The following is a 22,656-nucleotide window of genomic DNA, read 5'->3' as shown; positions in this document are numbered from 1 at the left end:
CTTTGATCAAGAAGGAAGAGTCTCATTGCCTGGAAATCTGCGCGATGATATAATAGAACCAGCAAATTGTACGGAAAAATAAGGAGGAACGAGCGTGAGGGTAATTGATTTTAAAGATGCCAGCTGCCGGCACTGTTACAAATGCGTGCGCAACTGTGAGGTAAAGGCGATCTCAGTACAGAATGAGCAGGCCCATATCATGAAAGATCACTGCATCAACTGCGGCCATTGCCTGGAAGTCTGTCCCCAGAACGCCAAGACGTTTGCCAGCGATATGGAACGGGTGAAAGGGTATCTGGGACGGGGAGAAAAGGTGATCATTTCCATTGCGCCCTCCTATCTGGGCGTGCTGGATTACCGGAAGCCGGGACAGGTGGTGGCAGCCCTTGAGAAGCTGGGATTCGCGCAGGTGAGGGAAACGGCGGAAGGGGCGGCTCTTGTGACAAGAGAATATGGGAAACTGCTGCGGGAAGGAAAGATGGAGAACATCATCACTACCTGCTGTCCCAGCGTCAATGATCTGATCGAGAAGTACTACCCTTCTCTGACCCGGTGGATGGCTCCGGTTGTATCGCCCATGATCGCTCATGGCCGATTGATCCGGGATATCTATGGGGATGGCGTAAAGGTAGTCTTCTTAGGCCCCTGCATCGCCAAGAAGGAAGAAGCGGAAGGGGATGAGCGGGTGGCGGGAGTCATCGACGCGATCCTGACGTTCCAGGAAGTGGAGCAATGGTGGAAAGAAGCGGGGATTGATGTCTGCCAGTGTGAGGAACGGCCCATGGGGAACCCGGACCCGAAAGTCAACCAGCTCTATCCGGTCAGCGGCGGGATTATCACCTCTGTGCTGGCGGGCAGCCATCGGGAAGAGGATGAGCAGGAAGCCTACTATAAGGTGCATGTGGATGGACTGAAAAATTGTATGGAGCTGTTCCGGGAACTGGAGCAGGGAGCCCTCACACACGGATTCTTCGAGGTCAATGTGTGCGAGGGCGGCTGCGTCAAAGGTCCGGCGTCAGATCAGTGGCAGCGTTCCTCTGTACGGGCGAAATTCAACGTGGAAACCCATGCTCCCCACCGGGAGGAAGCAGAGGGGATTGACGGACACAATATAGCGATGGACAAGCATTTCTATGACCGGAGAGTGCGGGACCGGGAGCCGGGAGAAGCGGAACTAAGGCAGGTACTTCACGCCATGGGAAAATATACCGGAGAAGACGAGCTAAACTGCGGCGCCTGCGGATATCCCACCTGCCGGGAGAAAGCCAGGGCAGTATACCAGGGGAAAGCAGAGATCGGCATGTGTCTGCCTCATGCCTTGGAGCAGGCGGAATCTATGTCCAATATTGTGATGGATGTAACGCCCAACATGATCCTGATCGTTGGAAAGGATCTGCGGATCCGGGAATGTAATAAGAAGGCCCAGGAACTTCTGGACGTGTCCAGGAGCGAGGCGCTGGAGCGGTATATCTTCGAGTTTGTGGATGAGAAGGATATTGCCGAGGTGCTAAAGACCAAAGAGCCGGTCCTGCGGAAGAAGACATCCATTCCGCATACGGGGATCACAGTGCTGGAGACCATTGTCTACATAGAACATCTGGAGTCTGTGCTGGTCACCTACCAGGATATCACAAGAGAAGAGAAAGCCAAAGAACAGCGGTATCAGTTAAAGGTGGAGACGGTTGAGATGGCTCAGAAGGTGATCGACAATCAGATGATGGTAGCCCAGGAGATCGCGGGACTTCTGGGAGAGACCACGGCAGAGACGAAAGTGACCCTGTCCAAACTGAGGGATTCCATTCTCTTTGGAGATGAGGAGGAAACGGTATGAGTGTAAGCATTGACGCCTCCTATAAGAGCCTGAATAAATATGGAGAGGAATTGTGCGGAGACAAGGTGGAAATCTTAAAGACGGAAGACTCTGAGATCATGATTCTGGCGGATGGTATGGGAAGCGGGGTGAAGGCCAATATTTTGGCTACTCTGACTTCTAAAATCTTGGGAACCATGTTTCTGGAAGGGGCCCCCATCGAAGACTGCGTGGAGACGATCGCTAAGACTCTTCCCATCTGCAGCGTGCGCAAAGTAGCCTACGCAACATTCAGCATCCTGCAGATTTTCCATAATGGGGAGGCATATCTGGTGGAATATGATAATCCGGCCTGTATCTTTATCCGGGATGGGAAGATCATGGATTACCCCTATGAGGAACGCGAGATCTGCGGGAAGAAGATCCGGGAATATCGGTTCCGGGTGCGCCTTAAAGACTGTTTTGTGCTGATGAGTGACGGAGTGATCTGGGCGGGCGAGGGAGAACTGATGAATCTCAATTGGACTTGGGAGGATATGGCCGGATACGCCCTGAAATGTACGAAACAAACCCTTTCCGCCTCCCGGCTGGCAGCCATGCTGAGCCAGGTCTGTTTTGATCTGTATGGGGAGAGGCCGGGAGATGATACCACCGTGGCGGTGGCCAGAATCATGGAACGGAGGATCGTGAACTTGTTTACCGGGCCTCCGGCGGAGAAGGAGATGGACGAGCAGGTGGTCCGGGATCTGATGGCCGGAGAAGGCAAGAAAGTTGTCTGCGGCGGGACCAGCGCCAACATTGCGGCAAGAGTGCTGGGAAAAGAGATTGTGACGGCCGCGGATCATACAGATCCAGACGTGCCGCCAATGGCTTCCATTGAGGGACTGGACCTGGTGACAGAAGGCGTACTGACCATTGGGCGGGCATTGTCCCTGCTGAAGAAATATGAAAAAGGAGAATTCGACGAAGCCTTCTTCGATGAACTGGATGCGGACAATGGCGCCTCCAGGCTGGCCAAACTCATCATTGAAGAATGTACCGAGCTAAATCTGCTGGTAGGAAAAGCCGTCAATGAGGCCCATAAAGAGTCAGAATTGAATTTCGAGCTGAGTATGCGGATGAATCTGGTAGATCAGTTGAAAGAGTGTGCAGAAAATATGGGGAAAAAGGTGAGCGTGAAGTATTATTAAGTCAAAAAGGGACAGGGCATTTTTAATCGGGGCCGGGGGATTTTTAAAAATCCCCCGGCCCCGTCTACAATTACGAAAGTTGTTCCAACATTTCAAAAAACTCTGGATAGGATACATCTACACACTGACTGTCTTGGATAGTGGTTTCGCCCTGGGCCGCCAGACCTGCTACGGCAAAGGCCATGGCGATGCGGTGATCCATATGACTCTGGATCACTGCTCCTTTTAAGGAAGCTTGCCCCTCAATGATCATACCATCTTCGGTTGGAGTGACATGAACGCCCATTGCCTGAAGACCGGCGGTGACGGTGTCGATGCGGTTGGTTTCTTTTACTTTCAGTTCCGCCGCGTCACGGATGACGGTGGTTCCCTCCGCGCAGGCAGCCATGACCGCCAGGATGGGAAGTTCATCGATCAGGGAAGGGATCAGCTCCCCTTCAATGACGGTGCCTTTTAGCGGACTGCTTTTTACCAGGATATCCGCCCGCGGTTCACCGCCCTCGATGGATTTATTAAGAAGCGCGATATCCGCGCCCATTGCTTCACATACCTTCAGGAATCCAGCGCGGGTAAAATTAGTGCCCACATTTTTGACGAGAAGTTCAGAGCCCGGGACTAGAAGAGCCGCGGCGATAAAATACGCGGCTGAGGAAATATCGCCGGGAACAAACACCTGTTGTCCGTAAAGTTCCTGGCAGGGCTCTACATAGGCGGTGGCGCCGCCGCCGGAGTGGAGAGCAGTCATCACGTAAGCGCCGAAATTCTGGAGCATAAGTTCTGTATGGTTCCGGGAAAGGACGGGTTCTTTTACCGATGTTTCTCCGTCCGCGTACAGGCCCGCCAGCAGGATCGCTGATTTTACCTGGGCGGAGGCTACCGGGGACTCATAGGCGATGCCCCGCAGTCTTCCGGGCTGGATAGAAAGAGGCGCGCAGTCGTTGTGATGGACACTTGCGATCTGGGCGCCCATTTCTCCCAGAGGGGCGATGATCCGCTTCATGGGACGGGAGTTCAAAGAAGCGTCACCAGACAGGACGGTGGGAAAAGACTGGCCCGCCAGGATTCCGGACATAAGTCGGGTGGTGGTGCCGCTGTTTCCTGTATCCAGCAGCCCGTCAGGCGCTTTTAGCCCCCGCAGGCCCCGGCCATGGACCAGGATACAAGAGCTTTTCTGTTCGATCTCCACGCCCATTTTCTGGAAACACCGGATGGTGGAGAGGCAGTCCGCTCCGTATAGAAAATTGTTGATCTCCGTGGTGCCAAGCGCGATGGCACCTAACATGACCGCCCTGTGGGAAATGGATTTGTCCCCCGGGACAGTGATCTCGCCTTTTAACTGTTTCGCTGGATAGATTTTTCTAACGCTCATAGACAATGTACCTAAATTTCTGCAGTAATTCCGACGCTTTCTGGGAAGAAGCCTCGTCGTAGAATTCAATGCGCAGAACCCCTTCTTCAAATTCTCTGTTGTGGACGATGCCGATATTTTTAATGTTCAGGCCGTTGGAAGCCAGGATGGTAGCAATGGCCGCAATGCCGCCGGCCTCATCAATAATATCGCAGTAAACGGCAAAAGCTTTCTTGATCGGACCGGCGGAAACGCCAGGGAACGAATTCCGGTAATTCCGGGAGGTGTCAAATAAGTCATAGACACCCTGCTCGTCTTCTGTATCGATCAGATTTTTGACCTGGGACAAAGAATCGATATAGCTTCCCAGGATTTGGGAAATGTTTTCCCGATTCTTCATACAGATATGCTGCCACATAGAAGGTGAAGAGGACGCGATGCGGGTAATATCCTTGAATCCGCCGGCGGCCAGATTTTTCATCATCTCATTTCTGGTGTCGTGGTCCTTGACAAAATTCACCAGGCTGGCGGCGATCAGATGCGGAAGATGGCTGATGGCGCCGGTTACGTAATCATGCTGTTCCGGCTCCATGATCACTGGGATCGCCCGCAGATTCTCCGCAAAACGGATATAGCGGTCCACCTTTTCCTGGGAAATCTCCTCAGAGGGAGTCAGTACATAATAGGCGTTTTCGATCAACATAGCCTTTGCGTTCATGTAGCCGCTTTTTTCACTTCCCGCCATGGGATGGCCGCCGATAAAATACGGTTCCAGGCCGAGACGTTTCGCCTCTCGGTGGATATCAGTTTTTACGCTTCCAACGTCCGTAAGGATGCAGTTGTCGTGCATATAAGCGCCAAGCTGTTTCAGATAAGCACAATTGCAGGCCACAGGCGTGCAAAGGAACAGGTAATCACAATTGCGGAAGTTATCGTCAATAGAGGCGACCGCTACATCGATGACAGATTCCTGAGTGGCCAGCGCCAATGCTTCTTTATTCTTATCAAAGGCCACGATCTCTGAATCCGGGTAATACTGCCGGATCGCTTTTGCGATAGAACCACCGATCAGGCCAAGGCCGATAAAGCCGATTTTTCGTTTCATAAAGTATCCTCCTTCAATTGGGGCCGGGGGCTTTTTAAAAATCCCCCGGCCCCAATTCATTTTACCCTGTCCCTAATTGATTTGTCAATGATACAGCGCTTTAAAGCGAAAAAGCAAAAATCGTTGTAAATATTGCATAAATCAGTTGTAATGAGAGTGATTTTTTAGTACAATGTTTACATGAGATTTTACTAAGGCAAGGAGGCAGCTTATATGAAAGTTTACAGAACGGACGAGATCAGGAACGTGGTCCTCTTAGGACATGGAGGAAGCGGAAAGACAAGCCTTGTGGAAGCCATGGCATATGTGTCAGGGGCAGTGAACCGGATGGGCAAAGTCGCGGACGGAAACACGATCAGTGATTTTGATAAAGAGGAACAGAAGCGTGAATTTTCAATCAGCACAACGCTGGTGCCGATCGAGTGGGAGAAAGCTAAGATCAATGTACTGGATACACCTGGATACTTTGATTTTGTAGGCGAAGTGGAAGAAGCGGTCAGCGCGGCGGATGCGGCGGTGATCGTAGTGTCCGGCAAGGCCGGCGTGGAAGTGGGAACGGAAAAAGCATGGGAATTGTGCGATAAATATAATCTTCCGCGTATGGTCTATGTAACCGAGATGGACGTAGACGACGCCAGTTTCCGCCAGGTAGTCCAAGACCTGACCGACCGCTATGGAAAAGTGATCGCGCCTCATTTCCAGCCGATCCGTGAAAATGAGAAACTGGTGGGATATGTCAATATCATTAAGAACGCGGGAAGACGTTATACCGGCATCGGCCAGAGAGAAGAATGTGAGATTCCGGATTACTGTAAACCGAACCTGGAGATCTACCGGGAGAAGCTGCTGGAAGCGGTAGCGGAGACCAGCGATGAGTTTATGGAGCGCTATTTCGCGGGAGAGGAGTTCTCCATTGAAGAGATCCGCGCGGCTATGCGTACAGAGGTAATGGATGGAAGCATCGTTCCGGTTGCTATGGGGTCCAATATCCAGGCTCAAGGCGTAGCCAACCTGCTGTCGGATATCGTTCGGTTCTTCCCAAGCCCGGACTGCCGGGAGTGCGCCGGAATCAACCGTAAGACCAACGAGATCTATCAGGCGGATTATGACTTCGCGAGAGCGAAATCAGCTTATGTATTCAAAACAATGGTAGATCCATTTATCGGAAAGTATTCGTTCATCAAAGTTTGCTCTGGCGTACTCAAAGGAGAGGACACGCTTTACAACGCGGATACAGAAGCGGACGAGAAGCTTGGAAAGATTTATACCATGAACGGAAATAAACCGGTGGAGGTCAGTGAACTGTTCGCGGGCGATATTGGAGCTATCGCAAAACTGGGCAATACCAAGACGGGAGATACCCTTTCCACCAAATCCACGCCAATCTTATACGGCAGGACAGAGTACTCCAAACCTTATACGTATATGAAATACGTGGTGAAAAATAAAGGAGATGAGGATAAAGTATCCCAGGCTCTTCAGAGAATGATGGCTGAGGATGTAACGCTGAAGGCAGTCAATGACAGCGAGAATCGCCAGACTCTCCTCTATGGTATGGGCGACCAGCACTTAGAGATCGTGGCAAGCAAGCTGGCGGCGAGATATAAATGCGAGATCACATTGGAAACGCCTAAGGTTGCCTTCCGTGAGACCATCCGCAAGAACTCAGATGTGGATACCAAATACAAGAAACAGTCCGGCGGCCATGGACAGTATGGCCATGTTAAGATGAAATTTGAGCCGTCCGGAGACCTGGAGACACCGTATGTATTTGAAGAGACCGTTGTAGGAGGCGCGGTTCCGAAGAACTACTTCCCGGCGGTAGAAAAGGGACTCCAGGAGTCTGTGATCAAAGGACCTTTAGCGGGATATCCGGTAGTAGGCGTGAAAGCGACTTTGTATGATGGGTCTTATCATCCGGTAGACTCCTCAGAAATGGCTTTTAAGACCGCAACGATCCAGGCGTTCAAGAAAGGCTTTATGGAAGCCTCTCCAGTACTCCTTGAGCCAATCGCTTCTGTGAAGGTGACGGTTCCTGATGATTATACCGGAGATGTGATGGGTGATCTGAATAAGAGAAGAGGCCGTGTATTGGGAATGAACCCGGTAGCGGGCGGAAACCAGGAGATCGTAGCAGACGTTCCAATGACGGGCTTATTCGGATACTGTACGACCCTGCGCTCCATGACAGGGGGGCGCGGAACCTACTCTTATGAGTTCGCGCGTTACGAGCAGGCCCCGTCTGATGTGCAGGAAGCAGAGATCGCAAAAAGGGCAGAAGAAGAGTAAAGATTTTGTTCAGAATAAAACAGGCTGTCTGGCGCTGGTTCGCCAGACAGCTTTTTTGCGCGGTTTTTTGCGTTTTTCGCAGGCGGAGAAAAGGGGGAAATTGACTCTTTTTTTTATGATGCAAAAGTGCTATAATCTCATTACTGACAGGGCAAAAATATGTTTGCCCTGAATGTCATTTATTATTTTGTGCTTCAGTGAGGATAAAGAAATGAAAATTGTGATTATTGGTGATGGAAAAGTCGGCCATAAACTAACTACAGAACTGGCTGATGAGGACTATGACATTGTACTGATCGATCAGAATGAGGGGAAATTAAAAGCCGCGTTAAATGAATTGGACATTTTCTGTATTACGGGAAACGGCGTAGATGCAGAAGTTCAGAAACAGGCTGACGTTCCCCATGCGGATCTGGTAATCGCCTGCGCGTCTACAGACGAGCTGAATATGTTAAGCTGTCTGCTGGCCAGAAGGCTGGGAGCGAAACACACCATCGCCCGTGTGCGTAATCCGATTTATTACCGTCAGATCGGTCTGCTGAAAGAAGATCTGAGACTGAGTATGGCAGTCAACCCTGAGCTGACCGCGGCAAATGAGATCGCAAGAGTACTGCTGTTCCCGCAGGCCGATAAAGTAGAAACCTTTATGAAGGGAAGGGTGGAACTGATCGAGTTCCCGGTACGTGACGAAAGCCGGCTGGCTGGCCTTTCTCTGGCGGAGATCTATCAGAAATTCCAGATCAAGATCTTGGTATGCGCGGTAAAGAGAGGAACCGAAGTCTATATCCCGGACGGGGATTTTGTGATCCAGCAGGGCGACCGGCTGCATATCGCGGCGACTCACCGTGATCTGAAGAGTTTCTTCAAATCACTGGGAAGAAAAACTATGAAAGTACGCAACGTTTTGATCTGCGGCGGCGGCCATCTTTGCTTTTATCTGACTCATCAGCTTTTGCAGGCTGGCATGCAGGTCAGGATCATCGAGAAGAATAAAGAGCGGTGTGAAGTGCTTTGCGAGAATTTCCCAAAGGCCACCATCATCCATGGAGATGCCACAGACCATGATCTTCTTATGGAAGAGGGAATTTATGAGGCGGACGCTCTGGTAGCGCTGACAGGCATGGATGAAGAGAATATTATCTTGTCCTTGTTCGCGAAAAGCCAGGGAGTCGAGAAGATCATCGCAAAAGTCAATGAAGACAGCAGGGCTCAGATGGTAGAAGGAATGGGTATCGACAGTATCATTTCTGCCAAGAGCGCCACGGCCGACGCGATCATGAGCTACGTCAGAGCAAGGAAGAATTCATACAGCAGTGATAATGTTGAGACCATGTACCAATTGGTAAATGGAAAAATAGAGGCGCAGGAATTTATCATCCGAAAAGAGTGCCGGTTTACAAATGTTCCCTTAAAAGATCTGGAGACAAAGCCCAACAATTTGATCGCCTGTATCGGGCGTAAGCGGGAGATCATCATCCCGAACGGAGATGATCATATTGAGGTTGGAGACAGCGTGATCGTAGTCACGAAAGGACATGTGATCGACAGCTTCAGCGATATACTGGTATAGGAATTAGAGGGAAAAGCTATGAATCTGAAAATGATAGGTTACATATTAGGAAAGATGCTTGGAGTGGAGGCGCTCCTGCTGTTGCTGCCTGCCTTTGTCGGATTGATCTATCAAGAAAAGAGCGGGATTTCTTTTTTGATCACAGCCGGGATTCTGGCAGTGATTTTTCTCCTTGCGGGGATCAGAAAACCGAAGAATAAGAAAATCTATGGAAAAGATGGAATGCTGATCGTAGCCCTTGTATGGCTCTTGTGGTCCTTATTTGGCGCGCTGCCATTTACCATTTCCGGAAGTATCCCAAGCTATATTGACGCGTTTTTTGAAACTGTTTCTGGATTTACAACAACAGGTTCTACCATTTTGACAGATGTGGAAGCCCTTCCTCAGTGTATGCTGTTCTGGAGGAGCTTTACCCACTGGGTAGGCGGTATGGGAGTGCTGGTATTTGCTATGATGCTGACCAGCCTGGACAAAGAGAGCGGGATGTATCTTATGCGGGCAGAAGTGCCGGGGCCGGAGAAGGACAAATTGGTGCCCAAGATGCGGGAATCATCCCGGATCTTATATGGAATGTATCTGGCGCTGTCGGTGATCCAGGTGGTTCTGCTGTTTTTTGGCGGTATGAATCTGTTTGACAGCCTGATCCATACATTCGGGACGGCGGGAACCGGAGGGTTCTCTAATTACGCTCTCAGTGTAGGACATTTTAACAGCGCTTATATTGATGTGGTGATCTCGATCTTTATGATTTTATTTGGAGTCAATTTTGGACTTTATTTCTTGCTGCTCGTCCGAGACTTCAAACCGGTGTGGAAGAACGAGGAATTGAGGGCATATTTGCTGATCATTGCTATCGCAACGCTTTTGATCGCCATAAATATCAACGGGGATTATCCGAATTTTATGCAGTCTCTGCGGTATTCCCTGTTCCAGGTGGCTTCCATTATAACAACTACCGGTTTTGCTACTACAGACTTTAACTACTGGCCGATGTTCTCGAAATGGATCTTGATCCTTCTGATGGCGATCGGCGCCTGCGCCTCATCCACCGGCGGAGGCATCAAGGTATCCAGAGGATTGGTCGTTCTGAAAACGATCAAGCAGTCTGTCAAACAGTTGGTGCATCCAAAGTCCGTCAGTATCATCCGGCTCAATGGGAAAAAGATGAATTCAGAGACGCTGAAGAATGTATATTATTATCTGATGGCATACGCAGTGATTGCCGCCGGATCTGTAATCCTGGTATCTCTTGATAATATGGATATGGAGACTACGCTGAGCGCTGTAATGACCACATTGAACAATGTTGGACCGGGATTTGCGGTAGTGGGGCCGATGGGAAGTTTCGCTGATTTTTCGGTATTTTCAAAAATTATCTTTTCACTTGATATGCTGGTGGGACGTTTGGAGATTTTCCCATTTTTGATCCTATTTACGGCGTTTGCCTGGAGGAAGAAGTTCTGATCGGGAGGAATGGTATGAAGAAGAAATGGAAATGGATGATCGCGTTGATCGTGATTCTTGCGGCGGGGCTGTATTATTATATTGCCCTGCCGGCTTTTAATATCCACTCGTCGGGGACCTGGTTTTTCATAATTGTGCTGCTTGTGGCGGCCGCTGCGCTCTATGGAGCAAGAAAAAGGGTACGGCCGGGAGAGATTCGGGAGAATAAAGGACTGCGGTTCTTTATCGGTCTGATCCTGGCGGTGGGCTTGGTCTATCTGGCGGGGACGCTGCTTTCTTCACCAATCGTGAACGCAAAGAAATATCAGCAGCTGATGAAGGTAGAAGAAGGGGAGTTTACGGAGGATGTGGAGGAACTTTCCTTTGATAAGATCCCGCTTCTGGATAAAGATACGGCGGCCCTTCTGGGAGACCGGAAGATGGGAAGCATGGTAGACATGGTATCTCAGTTTGAGGCGGATGATATTTACAGCCAGATCAATTACCAGGACAATCCGGTGAGAGTAACACCGCTGAAATACGCCAATCTGATCAAGTGGTTTACAAACCGTTCAGAAGGAATTCCAGCTTATATCAGGATCAATATGGCAACTCAGACGACAGAACTCGTGGAATTGGAAGAAGGAATGAAATATACCACCAGCGAGCATCTGAACCGAAATATTTACCGGCATCTGAGATTTGCTCATCCTACCTATATCTATGGAGAGCTGAGCTTTGAGATCGATGAGAAAGGGATTCCTTATTGGATCGCGCCGGTCAAAAAGTTTAATATCGGATTATTTGGCGGCGAGACCGTAGGGAAAGTGGTGATCTGCAACGCCATTGACGGAAGCATGAAGACCTATGATATTGAAGACGTGCCTCAATGGGTGGACCGGGCCTACTCCGCGGATCTTTTGGTAGAACTGTTTGATTATTACGGAACTTTGAAACACGGATTTCTCAACAGCGTCCTCAGCCAGAAGGATTGTCTGAAGACAACGGAAGGATACAATTATCTGGCGCTGGACGATGATGTATGGATGTATACGGGCGTGACTTCTGTTAATGGGGATCAGTCCAATGTAGGCTTTGTTCTGGCTAATCAGCGGACTATGGAGACCAAATACTACGAAGTGGAGGGGGCGACTGAAACTTCCGCCATGTCTTCCGCGGAAGGCCAGGTGCAAAACTTGAAGTATACGGCAACCTTCCCGCTGCTTTTAAATATTTCCGGGGAACCAACGTATTTTATCGCTCTGAAAGACGATGCGGGTCTGGTCAAAAAGTATGCTATGGTCAATGTGCAGAAATATCAGATCGTAGCGATCGGAGACAGTGTCAGCCAGTGTGAGGAAAATTACCTGGATCTTCTTGCCAGCAATGGGATCGATCAAGAATCCGGGGAAGACAAAGACGTGCTTTCTGTGACCGGAAAGATCACGAAGATCGCCCAGGCTGTGGTGGAAGGAAATTCTCACTATTATGTGATGGTAGAAGGGTCTGAGGACATTTTTGATGTTTCTGTGGTGGATTTCATCGATATCCTTCGGTATGAAGTGGGACAGGAGATTACGATGGAATATAAAGAGGGCGGGACAACGAATGTTGTGTTATCTCTCGGAGCGGCTTCAGAAAAGACAGGACAGGTGGAAGAGTAATGGGATTGAGCCTTCTTCTGGCAGAAGAGATTGCCGCTATGTTCCTTGCCATGGTCGTAGGGTATGCGGTTGTTAAGACAAATTTGTTTACATCGGAGGATAGTAAGATCATATCCAGAATGGTGGTTTATATCTGTTCTCCCTGCATTATCGTAAATGCCTTTCAGATCGAGATGACTTCGGATAAAGTTCAGGGACTGGGGCTGGCCTTTGGGGCTTCTGTGTTTGTGCATTTTTTCATGATCCTTCTCATGAAAGGTTTGAGCCGCCCCTTCCATTTGCTGGATATTGAGAGAGCTTCCGTGATCTACACAAACGCGGCCAATCTGACCATCCCGCTGGTGGCTTCTGTGCTGGGAGATGAGTGGATCTTCTATACGTCGGCGTATATGATCGTTCATACTGTTTTGTTTTGGACGCACGGCACGGGACTGATCATCCGGGGAGGAAAGAGAGACTATCGGAAAATCCTTTTAAATCCCAACATGATAGCCATCGGAGTGGGGATCCTGCTGTTTTGTACAGGAATTTCCTTCCCGGTGGTAGTGAATACAGCGATCACCGGATTTGGCGATATGATCGGGCCTGTAAGTATGCTGGTGATCGGTATGGTGATCGGGGAGATAGACCTAAGAGAGGTATTTGCTCCAGGGAGAGCTTATTTTATCTGTCTGATCCGGCTGGTTCTGATCCCAGCCTTTTTTACATGGCTTTTTGCCTGCCTGGGTAAGCTGGGGATACATTCCGATGGGGAATATATTCTGATGGTGGTGCTTCTGGCTGCGTGCGCGCCGCCCGCGACCATGATCACGCAGGCGGCCCAGACGTATGGCGGCGAAGCGAAATACGCCAGTATACTTAATGTTATGTGCGTGGTATTCTGTATTGTTACAATCCCGGCGATGACCATGTTTTATGAAGTGCTGTTGTAGACATCCGCGGTTTGTCAAGGCTTTGCTGCCGATCTGATTATATTTCAAGATTAAGAAGAGGATGCCCCTTTCCTGCATTTACAGCAGGTCAGGCGCATCCTCAAAATCTGCGCTGTATTCTTGCAGCTTCTCCAGGACACGTTCTTTTTCACTGCCTTCCAGAGGTGTGGGACAGTAATCATTATATCCGCTGGCAGAGGAAAGAGAACAAGGAATGATGTTGATATCGTCGTTGGTCTCCGCTTTGCCGTCGGCTACGGTGAACGTCTGCTGGAAGATCATAGTATCCTTGTCAGAAGGATTGGAATTGCCGCCAAAGGAGAAATTTCCCAGGCTGTAGGCGATATATTTGCCTTTGTACCGTTCGATCCCCTGCAGGACGTGGGGATGATGGCCGATCACCAGGTCGGCGCCCTCATCGATGGCAAGATGAGCTAAGGTTTTCTGAGTGTCATTGGGGACATACTCTTTCTCGATGCCCCAGTGGAAATTGACGATGATCACCTGGGCTCCGGCTTCCTTTAGAGCCGCGATATTTTCTTTGACTTCCTGCTGCTTATCTAAATGTTCCGCAAGTTCGTAGATGCCAGTCAGTCCAACTTTGACTCCATTTATTTCCAGAAGATCCACCTGATCATAGCCAAAAGAAGCAATCCCGGCTTGGTCCAGAGTTTCCACCGTATCCGTATAGCTTTCCTCCCCGTAATCCCGGCTGTGGTTATTGGCCAGATTCGCTGCTTCAATGGAACTTCCGGTGAGAATGGAGACATACTCAGGATCTGCCTTGAAGGCAAATGTTTTCTCCTGTCTTTGGTCAGAATCGGTAAATGTCCCTTCCAGGTTGATAATGGAAAGGTCGTCTTCCTCCAGGATGGAACGGACATTTTTGAAAAAATAATCTGGACCCTGGGCGTTATAGTAGGCGTTAAAGCTGGTAGACTGGTTAAAATTCTCATCCGTTCCCAGAGTACAGTCGCCCATGGAACTGACGGTGATCTTGATTGGGCCGTCAGAATTTTCAGAATTTTGTGTTCCTGTATTGATCACAAGATTTTTGACCTCTACCTGTGAGGTGTCGATCTCAGCCGATTTCTCAGCGGCTTTATCCGCTTTTCCAGCGGAGTCTGGGGAATCTGGCCTTAACAGCAGCCGGATGATGGCAATAAGGCCGATACAGATGCATAAGGAAAGCGCCGCGTATAGGAGACGGCGGATCTGGCGGCGCCGTCTCCGGCGGGCCCTTCGTCTTTGGTGTTCCTTGATACCGCTCATTGTTCTTTATTTGCAAAACAGGCAGTCCCTTTAGGGGCTACCTGTTTTATCCTTTCATTATCTGTTAGTTCAAAAAGCTGCAGCCTTCCTGATCAACGGAGGATAGTTCCTCCTTAGCGGCGCTGATGCTGATGTAAAAATCAATTCCGCATTCTTTGGAAATCTTCTTTACGCGTTCAATGAACTCCGGCATGCTTTCCAGGGAAATGTCCGCGTGTTTTAAGATCCCATCAATGAAAATGTTTTCAATATCATGATTGGCACTGCACATTCCATATAAGAATCCAATATATTCATCTGTGTTCTGGATTGCTGGGTAATCATCCATACAGATCGTACGGATATCGAATGCCACACTTGCTGTGTCGCGGTGAGTCTTCTTGATAAATACTACATTTCCGTTGCTTTCTTTGGCCTTCAGATTAGCCTGTTCGATCATTTGCTGTGTCTTTCCGCTGCCTTTCGGGCCTGTTAATAAATTTACCATGGCGACCTCTCCTTTATGTACCATATTTTACTGAAATTTTCAGTACGGTTAACTTATATTTATTATACACGAAAGGGATAGCAGGAACAACCTTAAAATGAGTTTTCTTAGCGGGGAAAATACTACTTGACTTATTTTAAGGTTCTTTTTATAATGAGTAAGAAATATGTGAAGAAACGTTGAAGAGGAATAGTAAGAGTTCGCCGTTTTTCAGAGAGCCGCCGGGAGGTGAGAGGCGGTAAAGGGCTGCTCCCAACTGGCCTTGGAGTTCTCCCGCTGAAACCGCAAGGGACTAAGCCGGAGCGGGTCTTCCCGTTAGCGAAGGAAATGAGTGCGCCCAGGCAGAAGGCGGTTGATCTTGACGCGAGTTTTGCCTGTGTGAAGAAGAGTGGTACCACGGAAATCAAGCCTTTTCGTCTCTTTGGAGATGGAAAGGCTTTTCATATGTCATCAGAAAGTGAGGAGAATGCGAAATGTCAAAAGTACCTTATAATCATAAGGCGATCGAAAAAAAGTGGCGTGAGAACTGGGAAAAGAATCCGGTAAACGTGAAGGTGGATGAGAAAGGGAACAAACGGGAGAAATATTATTGTCTGGATATGTTCCCATATCCGTCTGGAAACGGTCTCCACGTAGGGCATTGGAGAGGCTATGTGATCTCAGATGTGTGGAGCCGTTATAAGCTGCAGCAGGGATATTATATCATCCACCCTATGGGATGGGATGCGTTTGGTCTCCCCGCTGAGAACTATGCCATTAAGATGGGCGTGCATCCGGCTATCTCAACGGCAGAGAATGTGAAGCATATCAAGGAGCAGATCAACCAGATCGCGGCGCTTTATGACTGGGATATGGAGGTCAATACCACAGATCCTGATTTCTACAAATGGACCCAGTGGATCTTCGTAAAGATGTTTAAAGAAGGTTTGGCATACGAGAAGGAATTCCCTATCAACTGGTGTCCTTCCTGTAAGACAGGGCTTGCCAACGAAGAAGTGGTCAATGGAAAATGTGAGCGCTGCGGCACGGAAGTGACCAAGAAAAATCTCCGCCAGTGGATGCTGCGCATCACTAAGTACGCGGACCGTTTGCTAAATGATCTGGATAAGCTGGACTGGCCGGAAAAGGTAAAGAAGATGCAGACGGACTGGATTGGCAAATCCTACGGCGCGGAGGTGGATTTCCCGGTAGAGGGAAGAGAGGATAAGATCACCGTATACACCACCAGGCCGGATACCCTGTACGGCGCTACCTTTATGGTACTTGCTCCGGAACATGCTTTAGCGAAAGAGCTTGCCACGGACGAGACCAGAGAGGCCGTAGAGAAATACATTTACGAGGCTTCCATGAAGTCCAACGTGGACCGTATGCAGGATAAGGAAAAGACGGGCGTGTTCACAGGAAGCTACGCCATCAATCCGTTGAACAATGAGAAAGTACCGATCTGGCTGTCTGACTATGTCCTGGCGGATTACGGTACAGGAGCGATCATGTGTGTGCCAGCCCACGATGATCGTGACTTTGAGTTCGCAACTAAATTTGGTATCCCGATCGTTCAGGTTATTTCCAAGGACGGAAAAGAGATCGAGCATATGACTGAGGCCTATACTGAGGCTTCTGGCATCATGATCAACTCTGGCGAATGGAACGGGATGGAGTCTTCTGTTTTGAAAAAAGAAGGTCCGCACATTATTGAGAAAAAGGGAATCGGCCGTGCTACCGTCAATTACAAGCTGCGTGACTGGGTATTCTCCCGCCAGAGATATTGGGGAGAGCCAATCCCGATCGTACACTGCCCGGACTGTGGAGCGGTACCGGTACCGGAGGAAGAACTGCCGCTTCGCCTGCCGGATGTAGAGTCCTACGAGCCCACAGGGACCGGCGAATCTCCGCTGGCGGCCATTGACGAGTGGGTGAACTGCAAGTGCCCGGTGTGCGGAAAACCAGCAAAGCGGGAGACCAACACCATGCCTCAGTGGGCAGGATCTTCCTGGTATTTCCTGCGGTACGTGGATAATCATAACGACAAGGAGCTGGTTTCCAGAGAAAAGGCAGACGAGATGCTTCCTGTGGATATGTACATCGGCGGGGTAGAGCATGCGGTACTCCATCTTCTCTACTCCCGGTTCTATACGAAGTTCCTGTGTGATATTGGCGCGATCGATTTCGATGAACCATTCCATAAGCTGTTCAACCAGGGGATGATCACCGGAAAGAACGGGATCAAGATGAGCAAATCCAAGGGAAATGTAGTTTCCCCGGATGATCTGGTGAGAGACTACGGCTGTGATTCTCTGAGGATGTATGAACTGTTCGTAGGTCCTCCGGAGCTGGACGCAGAGTGGGACGACCGTGGTATCGACGGAGTAAACCGTTTCTTAAAACGTCTCTGGAATCTGGTGATGGACAGCAAAGAAGCAGATGTAAAAGCCACCAAGGATATGATCAAAGAACGGCACAGATTGGTTTACGATATTACGACCCGTCTGGAGAGCTTCAGCCTGAACACAGCAATCTCCGGTTTCATGGAGCATAACAACAACCTGATCGAGATTGCTAAGAAAGAAGGCGGCATCGACAAAGAGACACTGTCCACTATGGCAGTCCTGCTGTCTCCATTTGCGCCTTATATCGCGGAGGAAATCTGGGAGCAGTTGGGCCGCGAAGGCAGCGTGTTCCACGCGGGATGGCCGACCTATGACGAAGAAGCCATGAAAGACGATGAAGTGGAAGTGCCGGTACAGATCAATGGAAAAACGAGAGCCGTGATCTCCGTATCCGCCGACATTTCCAAAGAAGACGCCCTGGCGGCAGGAAAAGCAGCCGTGGCAGATAAACTGACAGGTACGATCATCAAAGAGATCTACGTACCAAAGAAGATCATAAATATTGTGCAAAAATAAGCCATGCGAATAAAATGAGAGATGGGATTATCCTGCTTGCAGGAATAAGACCATCTCTTGTTTTATTCATAGGGCGTACGCCCGTCAAGCGACATGGCTTTATCTTTCCAGAATTCTTCTCTTATGCTATACTGAGAGATGTGCATCAGATGAAAAGAGGAGGCTCTGTAGTATGGCGGGAATGGGAACGATCGTTAACGTGGCGGCGATCATAGCAGGAGGAGCGGCAGGCCTGGTCTCAAGAAGATTTCTTGAAGAACGGTATCAAGAGACGATCATGAAGGCGATGGGATTTGCGATCATTGTAATGGCGCTGGGAAGCACATTGTCTGAGATGCTGGCAGTAAAGATCGCGGATACGGGAAATGGTTTCCAGGGCAGCCTGGATACGCAGGGAACGATCATGATGATCCTATCTTTAGCGATAGGAGCGCTGTTTGGCGAACTGATCGATCTGGACCGGAGATTTGAACATTTTGGAATATGGCTGAGAGATAAGAGCGGCAACCAGGAGGACAGCCGGTTTATCGAAGGATTTGTTTCTTCTTCTCTGACGGTGTGCGTGGGGGCGATGGCTATCCTGGGAGCGCTCCAAGATGGCATCAGCAGAGATCCTGAAACTTTATACGCAAAGGCGATCTTAGACTTGATCATTATTATGATGATGACTGCTTCCCTTGGGAAAGGCTGCGTTTTTTCCGCATTGTCGGTGGGAATCTTCCAAGGAAGTATTACTTTGCTTGCCAAAGTGATCGCGCCGGTCATGACGGAGGCGGCGGTCAGCAACATCAGTCTCGTGGGAAATGTGCTGATCCTATGTGTGGGAGTGAACTTGATCTGGCCAAAAACAATAAGAGTAGCCAATGTGCTGCCGGCTATCGTGATCGCGGTGATTTTCGCTATGATATAAACGGATGGGCGTTCAATGGAACGGGAAATGGAAAAGGAAAGAAATGGAACGGAAAGACGGAAAACCAAAGGTATATACAAAATCACATAAGACAAAACTAAAGATCGGCATGACGCTTTTGGAACTTCTGAATCAGAAACCCCTGGACAAGATTACGGTTCAAGAGATCTGTGACCATGCCGACATCCATAGGAGTACATTTTATAAGCATTTTGAAAGTGTTTTTGATACGGTGAGATTTATGACAGAAGTCATCACAGAAGAGTTGATGGCCCAGCTTGACCAGGTAAATGGAAAAGAGAACTATACAGATCTTTTGGTGGATTTTTATTTGAAATATGGGCGTGCGCTGAGGAATCTTTTTCGGACTAAATATCATGAAATGCTGGAATTGCAGATGAACGTGGCGCTGGAGAAATATTTTATGAAGCTATTGAAACTTTTGAAGCCGGATATCGATAAAGAGGTTTCCCTAAAGTGGCTTGCCCGATATCATGCGGCCGGGATCATGGCGATCGGGGTCACACTGGATGAAGAAGAGATGGATGAAGAACGTCTTAGGAAGAAACTTCCGGTATTTTATCAATATTTATTCAAATAAAAGTATACAATTTGTTTGAAAATGTATATTTTTATTATTTAGAGCACATTTGTTGATTTTTTGCCGTGATAAACTCTAGTAAAATAGACAAATAGGAACGAATTTAAATGCAGTGAGGGAGTTATATGAAAAAACTGAGGATTATTACGGATACGGCTTCCGATATTACTAAGGACAAGGCGGAAGAATTGGGAGTTACGGTCATTCCTATTTCAATCAAATTTGGGGAAGAAGAGATGCCGATGGGAAGCGAAGAAGATTTTCATCGGTTTTTCAGACGGCTGGCGGTAGAAAAAGAACTGCCGACCACAAGTCAGCCTTCCCCGGAACTGTATCTGCGTGAATATGAGGAAGCGCGGGAAAAAGGAGAAGACGTCTTAGTGCTTACGCTGTCTTCGGGATTAAGCGGAACCATCAACGCGGCTGCTTTGGCGAAAGAGATGTGCGGGTATGAGAGGATTTTCATTGTCGATACCAGGCAAGCCATCATTACGCAGCGGATGCTGGTGGAGTACGCGGTCCGGGAGAGAGAGAAAGGGACCAAGATAGAGTCCATTGTGGAAGGAATCTTGGAAGTAAGAGATCGGATGGTGGTCTGCGGAGTTCTGGATACATTGACCTATCTGAGGAAAGGCGGAAGAATACCGCCAACTTTTGACGTGATCGGCAATGTGCTGAAGATCAAGCCTGTTATAGAATTAAAGGACGGAATACTTGTGAAGCTTGGGATCGCCAGGGGCGGACGGAAAGGGAAAGAATATCTCTATCACGAGTACGAGGCATTTGAGATCGATCAGGACTGGCCGGTGATCACAGGGTACACTTATGACCGGGAAAGCGGAGAGAAATTCCAGAAAGAGACCCAGGAACGTTACCACCTGGAAGAATGTCCGCTCTGGCCCGTGGGCGGCGTGATCGGGACCCATGTAGGGGAAAACTGCATCGCCCTTGCGTTTGTCAGAAAGGTACAGGGCAAGTGACAAAAAGGTACAGGGTAAAAGTTAATTGGGGACGTAGTAAAATGAAGAAATACTACGTCCCCAATTAATTTTTTAACAAACTACGATCACTTTTCGCGGTGTAGTCTGCGGAGGCAGACTTCTGGTCGTTGCCGTATAATATACGATCAGCATATGCCCGCCCGGATTACAGGAGAACTGCTGTCCGTTGGCGGTGGCGATTTCTGTGGCGCTGGTGATATTAAGTTCCAGCGCCTGGTCTTCCGCTACCAGGTCTTCGGAGAAATAGCCGGCGTAAATATTCTCTCCGGGATTTCTGCGCCCGATGATGACCGCTTGATACTGAGGTGGATAGATCAAAGGAATCGCTACATTTGCGTCATAAAAGGCGGCCACGCTCATTCCGGGCCGCAGTCGTATGCTGCCGATCACATAGGTGTCTGCGTCTACAATGAAGTTATAGACGCCTTGGGAATTGCGGATGGTCACCCGCTGTTGGCAGCAGTCGTCATTTGCGGCAGAGACATTCTGGACAATCCCGTTAATAGGGACTAATGTTGTTGGCATAATCAAAAACTCCGGTTTTTGATTATCATATGCAGTAAAATGAGAATGGTTCTGTCCGGCGCGGAATGTTTTTATGACTGTTTGTCTTCCGGACACGCGGAATCCGCGTGATCGGATGCAATGGAGGATTTTTCGGCAATGGAATCCGTTTTCCCGGCAGGAGGAAGAAAATGATACAGTTCTTCGTAAGATTCCAGTTCTGATGAAGAAGCCGGTGCGGATGGGATCAGGCCGGTACAGTCCTGGCAGGAGGCGGCGGTTGTGAGATAATCGCAGGCATCGATCAATTTCTGATTGGAATCCTCATTGCTGGTTTTAAGAGCGGATTGAGGAATGTTGCTGGGGTTATGTTTGTTTGTATTCATAGAGAGCCCTCCATTCGTATTCATAAGATTTATATAAGAACTTAACATAGCATTTGTAGAAAAAGGCGGATATATGCTGTATAATAATTCCAAATGGCAAAATATCTGGAAGGAAGGGATCAGGTAAAATGAAGATTGAAGTTGATACACATTCCCATACGCTGGCAAGCGGACACGCGTATAATACTATGAGAGAAATGGCCCGTATGGCCGCGGAAAAAGGACTGAAAGGACTTGCGGTCACAGAACACGCGCCAGAGATGCCGGGAAGCACCAATCCTTTTTACTTCCATAATCTCAAAGTCGTTCCAAGGCAGATGGAGGGAATTCGGCTGCTTTTGGGCGTTGAGCTGAATATTATGAATGAAGCGGGAGAAGTGGACCTGTCTGACAGGACTCTCCAGCCGCTGGATATCTCCATCGCCAGTCTCCATATTCCCTGCTATCACGGAGAGAAGACGAAAGAAGCAGTGCTGGAAGCATACATTCATACGATGGAAAGAGATACGGTAGACATTATCGGCCATCCGGACGATGGACGCTTTCCTGTGGACTATGAGAAACTGGTTAAGGCGGCTAAGGAGACAGGGACTCTTTTGGAGATCAATAATTCTTCTCTTAGTCCTTACGGGTATCGGGAAAATACCCGGGAGAATTCGATTCAAATGCTGAAATTCTGCAAGCAGTATGGAACAAAGGTAGTCCTGGGAACAGATGCGCATGTAGACGCGGCCATCGGGGAGTATCCATATGTGTTCGAGATGTTAGAAGCCGTTGACTTCCCTGAAGAACTGGTAGCAAACACCACACTGGACAAACTCCTGGCAAGTTTGAAACGAAATAAGAATCTCCGGTGATCACTATGCTGGAAAAAGGTATAGATTTTATAAGTTTAGTGTGTTAAAATGTAACAGTAGTGAATTCTGTTATGAAGGAGATCTTAATATGAGTAAGAAAATCAGGACAGAAGCGGTAGACTATCTGTTTAATGCGATATTGAGCTTGAAGGACAAGGAAGAATGTTACATCTTTTTTGAAGATATCTGTACCATCAACGAACTGCTTTCGCTGTCTCAGAGATTCGAGGTCGCAAAAATGCTCAGAGAACACAAAACCTACCTGGAGATTGCGGAGAAAACAGGAGCCTCTACAGCAACGATCAGCCGGGTAAACCGATCGCTGAATTATGGTAATGACGGTTATGATATGGTGTTTGAACGGATCAACAAAGATTAAGGATA

At 48.7% G+C, this 22,656-nt stretch carries 18 protein-coding genes and 1 pseudogene; 13 read left to right on the top strand and 6 right to left on the bottom strand.

Annotated features, from left to right (window positions below):
• Positions 1 to 94: 94 nt before the first annotated feature.
• Both FND36_11460 and FND36_11455 read left to right on the top strand, forming a co-directional pair.
• The gene (locus FND36_11460; protein QDW74600.1) at positions 95 to 1,831 is read left to right on the top strand and encodes a 4Fe-4S dicluster domain-containing protein; all 1,737 of its coding nucleotides are present in this window, start codon (positions 95 to 97) and stop codon (positions 1,829 to 1,831) included.
• Positions 1,828 to 3,000 (top strand): SpoIIE family protein phosphatase, encoded by a 1,173-nt coding sequence (locus FND36_11455; GenBank protein ID QDW74599.1) that lies wholly within the window; start codon positions 1,828 to 1,830, stop codon positions 2,998 to 3,000. Before FND36_11460 ends, FND36_11455 begins: the two co-directional genes overlap by 4 nt.
• Before the next feature lie 70 nt (positions 3,001 to 3,070).
• Here FND36_11455 and aroA read toward each other — a convergent pair whose 3' ends face one another.
• Both aroA and FND36_11445 read right to left on the bottom strand, forming a co-directional pair.
• A complete protein-coding gene (gene aroA, locus FND36_11450; GenBank protein ID QDW74598.1) occupies positions 3,071 to 4,369 on the bottom strand; it encodes a 3-phosphoshikimate 1-carboxyvinyltransferase in 1,299 nt (432 codons plus the stop codon).
• Positions 4,359 to 5,453 carry a prephenate dehydrogenase gene (locus FND36_11445; protein ID QDW74597.1) on the bottom strand — a complete coding sequence of 365 codons (1,095 nt, stop codon included), beginning with the start codon at positions 5,451 to 5,453 and terminating at the stop codon, positions 4,359 to 4,361. Before FND36_11445 ends, aroA begins: the two co-directional genes overlap by 11 nt.
• A 213-nt stretch (positions 5,454 to 5,666) precedes the next feature.
• Here FND36_11445 and FND36_11440 point away from each other — a divergent pair, with 213 nt between their 5' ends.
• The 5 genes from FND36_11440 (at position 5,667) to FND36_11420 (ending at position 13,351) form a co-directional block, all read left to right on the top strand.
• Entirely contained in the window at positions 5,667 to 7,742 is a 2,076-nt protein-coding gene (locus FND36_11440; protein QDW74596.1) for an elongation factor G, read from the top strand.
• 211 nt (positions 7,743 to 7,953) lie between these two features.
• Positions 7,954 to 9,312, top strand: coding sequence for a Trk system potassium transporter TrkA (trkA, locus tag FND36_11435; protein ID QDW74595.1), 1,359 nt, complete (start codon positions 7,954 to 7,956; stop codon positions 9,310 to 9,312).
• 18 nt (positions 9,313 to 9,330) lie between these two features.
• Positions 9,331 to 10,776 (top strand): TrkH family potassium uptake protein, encoded by a 1,446-nt coding sequence (locus FND36_11430; GenBank protein ID QDW74594.1) that lies wholly within the window; start codon positions 9,331 to 9,333, stop codon positions 10,774 to 10,776.
• A gap of 14 nt (positions 10,777 to 10,790) precedes the next feature.
• Entirely contained in the window at positions 10,791 to 12,419 is a 1,629-nt protein-coding gene (locus FND36_11425) for a signal peptidase II (GenBank protein QDW74593.1), read from the top strand.
• On the top strand, positions 12,419 to 13,351 hold the full coding sequence (locus tag FND36_11420; protein ID QDW74592.1) for an AEC family transporter: 933 nt from the start codon (positions 12,419 to 12,421) through the stop codon (positions 13,349 to 13,351). Before FND36_11425 ends, FND36_11420 begins: the two co-directional genes overlap by 1 nt.
• A 78-nt stretch (positions 13,352 to 13,429) precedes the next feature.
• On the opposite strand, the gene FND36_11415 is transcribed toward FND36_11420, so the two are convergent.
• Positions 13,430 to 14,623, bottom strand: a complete 1,194-nt coding sequence (locus FND36_11415; protein QDW74591.1) for a CapA family protein — start codon at positions 14,621 to 14,623, stop codon at positions 13,430 to 13,432.
• A gap of 64 nt (positions 14,624 to 14,687) precedes the next feature.
• On the bottom strand, positions 14,688 to 15,110 hold the full coding sequence (locus FND36_11410) for a hypothetical protein (GenBank protein QDW74590.1): 423 nt from the start codon (positions 15,108 to 15,110) through the stop codon (positions 14,688 to 14,690).
• A 473-nt stretch (positions 15,111 to 15,583) separates the two neighbouring features.
• Here FND36_11410 and FND36_11405 point away from each other — a divergent pair, with 473 nt between their 5' ends.
• The 4 genes from FND36_11405 to FND36_11390 all read left to right on the top strand — a co-directional run bounded on the left by FND36_11405 (position 15,584) and on the right by FND36_11390 (position 20,504).
• On the top strand, positions 15,584 to 18,013 hold the full coding sequence (locus tag FND36_11405) for a leucine--tRNA ligase (GenBank protein QDW74589.1): 2,430 nt from the start codon (positions 15,584 to 15,586) through the stop codon (positions 18,011 to 18,013).
• Positions 18,014 to 18,185: 172 nt separating this feature from the next.
• Positions 18,186 to 18,923: a DUF554 domain-containing protein gene (locus FND36_11400; GenBank protein ID QDW74588.1), complete on the top strand. Its 738-nt coding sequence runs from the start codon at positions 18,186 to 18,188 to the stop codon at positions 18,921 to 18,923.
• Between the two features lie 4 nt (positions 18,924 to 18,927).
• Positions 18,928 to 19,524: a TetR/AcrR family transcriptional regulator gene (locus tag FND36_11395; GenBank protein QDW74587.1), complete on the top strand. Its 597-nt coding sequence runs from the start codon at positions 18,928 to 18,930 to the stop codon at positions 19,522 to 19,524.
• Positions 19,525 to 19,658: 134 nt separating this feature from the next.
• Positions 19,659 to 20,504: a DegV family protein gene (locus FND36_11390; GenBank protein ID QDW75615.1), complete on the top strand. Its 846-nt coding sequence runs from the start codon at positions 19,659 to 19,661 to the stop codon at positions 20,502 to 20,504.
• A 72-nt stretch (positions 20,505 to 20,576) separates the two neighbouring features.
• Here the strand turns inward: FND36_11390 and FND36_11385 are convergent, their stop codons facing one another.
• Together FND36_11385 and FND36_11380 are read right to left on the bottom strand one after the other, a co-directional pair.
• Entirely contained in the window at positions 20,577 to 21,050 is a 474-nt protein-coding gene (locus FND36_11385; protein ID QDW74586.1) for a hypothetical protein, read from the bottom strand.
• A gap of 158 nt (positions 21,051 to 21,208) precedes the next feature.
• Positions 21,209 to 21,415, bottom strand: a pseudogene (locus tag FND36_11380) (hypothetical protein).
• 128 nt (positions 21,416 to 21,543) lie between these two features.
• Here FND36_11380 and FND36_11375 point away from each other — a divergent pair.
• Positions 21,544 to 22,272 carry a phosphatase gene (locus tag FND36_11375; protein QDW74585.1) on the top strand — a complete coding sequence of 243 codons (729 nt, stop codon included), beginning with the start codon at positions 21,544 to 21,546 and terminating at the stop codon, positions 22,270 to 22,272.
• A gap of 88 nt (positions 22,273 to 22,360) precedes the next feature.
• Complete coding sequence (locus FND36_11370; GenBank protein ID QDW74584.1) at positions 22,361 to 22,651, top strand: TrpR YerC/YecD; 291 nt, start codon at positions 22,361 to 22,363, stop codon at positions 22,649 to 22,651.
• The last annotated feature ends 5 nt before the right edge of the window (positions 22,652 to 22,656 follow it).

Source organism: Lachnospiraceae bacterium KGMB03038 (assembly GCA_007361935.1).
Lineage (GTDB): Bacteria > Bacillota > Clostridia > Lachnospirales > Lachnospiraceae > Massilistercora.
This window is presented reverse-complemented; position numbering and strand designations above follow the sequence as displayed.

What these genes read in the sequence shown, in the direction of transcription:
- FND36_11425 (QDW74593.1), top strand. Translation starts at nt 10,791, where the DNA reads ATGAAGAAGAAATGGAAATGGATGATCGCGTTGATCGTGATTCTTGCG.
- FND36_11430 (QDW74594.1), top strand. Translation starts at nt 9,331, where the DNA reads ATGAATCTGAAAATGATAGGTTACATATTAGGAAAGATGCTTGGAGTG.
- FND36_11420 (QDW74592.1), top strand. Translation starts at nt 12,419, where the DNA reads ATGGGATTGAGCCTTCTTCTGGCAGAAGAGATTGCCGCTATGTTCCTT.
- FND36_11440 (QDW74596.1), top strand. Translation starts at nt 5,667, where the DNA reads ATGAAAGTTTACAGAACGGACGAGATCAGGAACGTGGTCCTCTTAGGA.
- FND36_11445 (QDW74597.1), bottom strand. Translation starts at nt 5,453, where the DNA reads ATGAAACGAAAAATCGGCTTTATCGGCCTTGGCCTGATCGGTGGTTCT.
- FND36_11405 (QDW74589.1), top strand. Translation starts at nt 15,584, where the DNA reads ATGTCAAAAGTACCTTATAATCATAAGGCGATCGAAAAAAAGTGGCGT.
- FND36_11400 (QDW74588.1), top strand. Translation starts at nt 18,186, where the DNA reads ATGGCGGGAATGGGAACGATCGTTAACGTGGCGGCGATCATAGCAGGA.
- FND36_11375 (QDW74585.1), top strand. Translation starts at nt 21,544, where the DNA reads ATGAAGATTGAAGTTGATACACATTCCCATACGCTGGCAAGCGGACAC.
- FND36_11415 (QDW74591.1), bottom strand. Translation starts at nt 14,623, where the DNA reads ATGAGCGGTATCAAGGAACACCAAAGACGAAGGGCCCGCCGGAGACGG.
- FND36_11385 (QDW74586.1), bottom strand. Translation starts at nt 21,050, where the DNA reads ATGCCAACAACATTAGTCCCTATTAACGGGATTGTCCAGAATGTCTCT.
- aroA (QDW74598.1), bottom strand. Translation starts at nt 4,369, where the DNA reads ATGAGCGTTAGAAAAATCTATCCAGCGAAACAGTTAAAAGGCGAGATC.
- FND36_11370 (QDW74584.1), top strand. Translation starts at nt 22,361, where the DNA reads ATGAGTAAGAAAATCAGGACAGAAGCGGTAGACTATCTGTTTAATGCG.
- trkA (QDW74595.1), top strand. Translation starts at nt 7,954, where the DNA reads ATGAAAATTGTGATTATTGGTGATGGAAAAGTCGGCCATAAACTAACT.
- FND36_11395 (QDW74587.1), top strand. Translation starts at nt 18,928, where the DNA reads ATGGGCGTTCAATGGAACGGGAAATGGAAAAGGAAAGAAATGGAACGG.
- FND36_11410 (QDW74590.1), bottom strand. Translation starts at nt 15,110, where the DNA reads ATGGTAAATTTATTAACAGGCCCGAAAGGCAGCGGAAAGACACAGCAA.
- FND36_11455 (QDW74599.1), top strand. Translation starts at nt 1,828, where the DNA reads ATGAGTGTAAGCATTGACGCCTCCTATAAGAGCCTGAATAAATATGGA.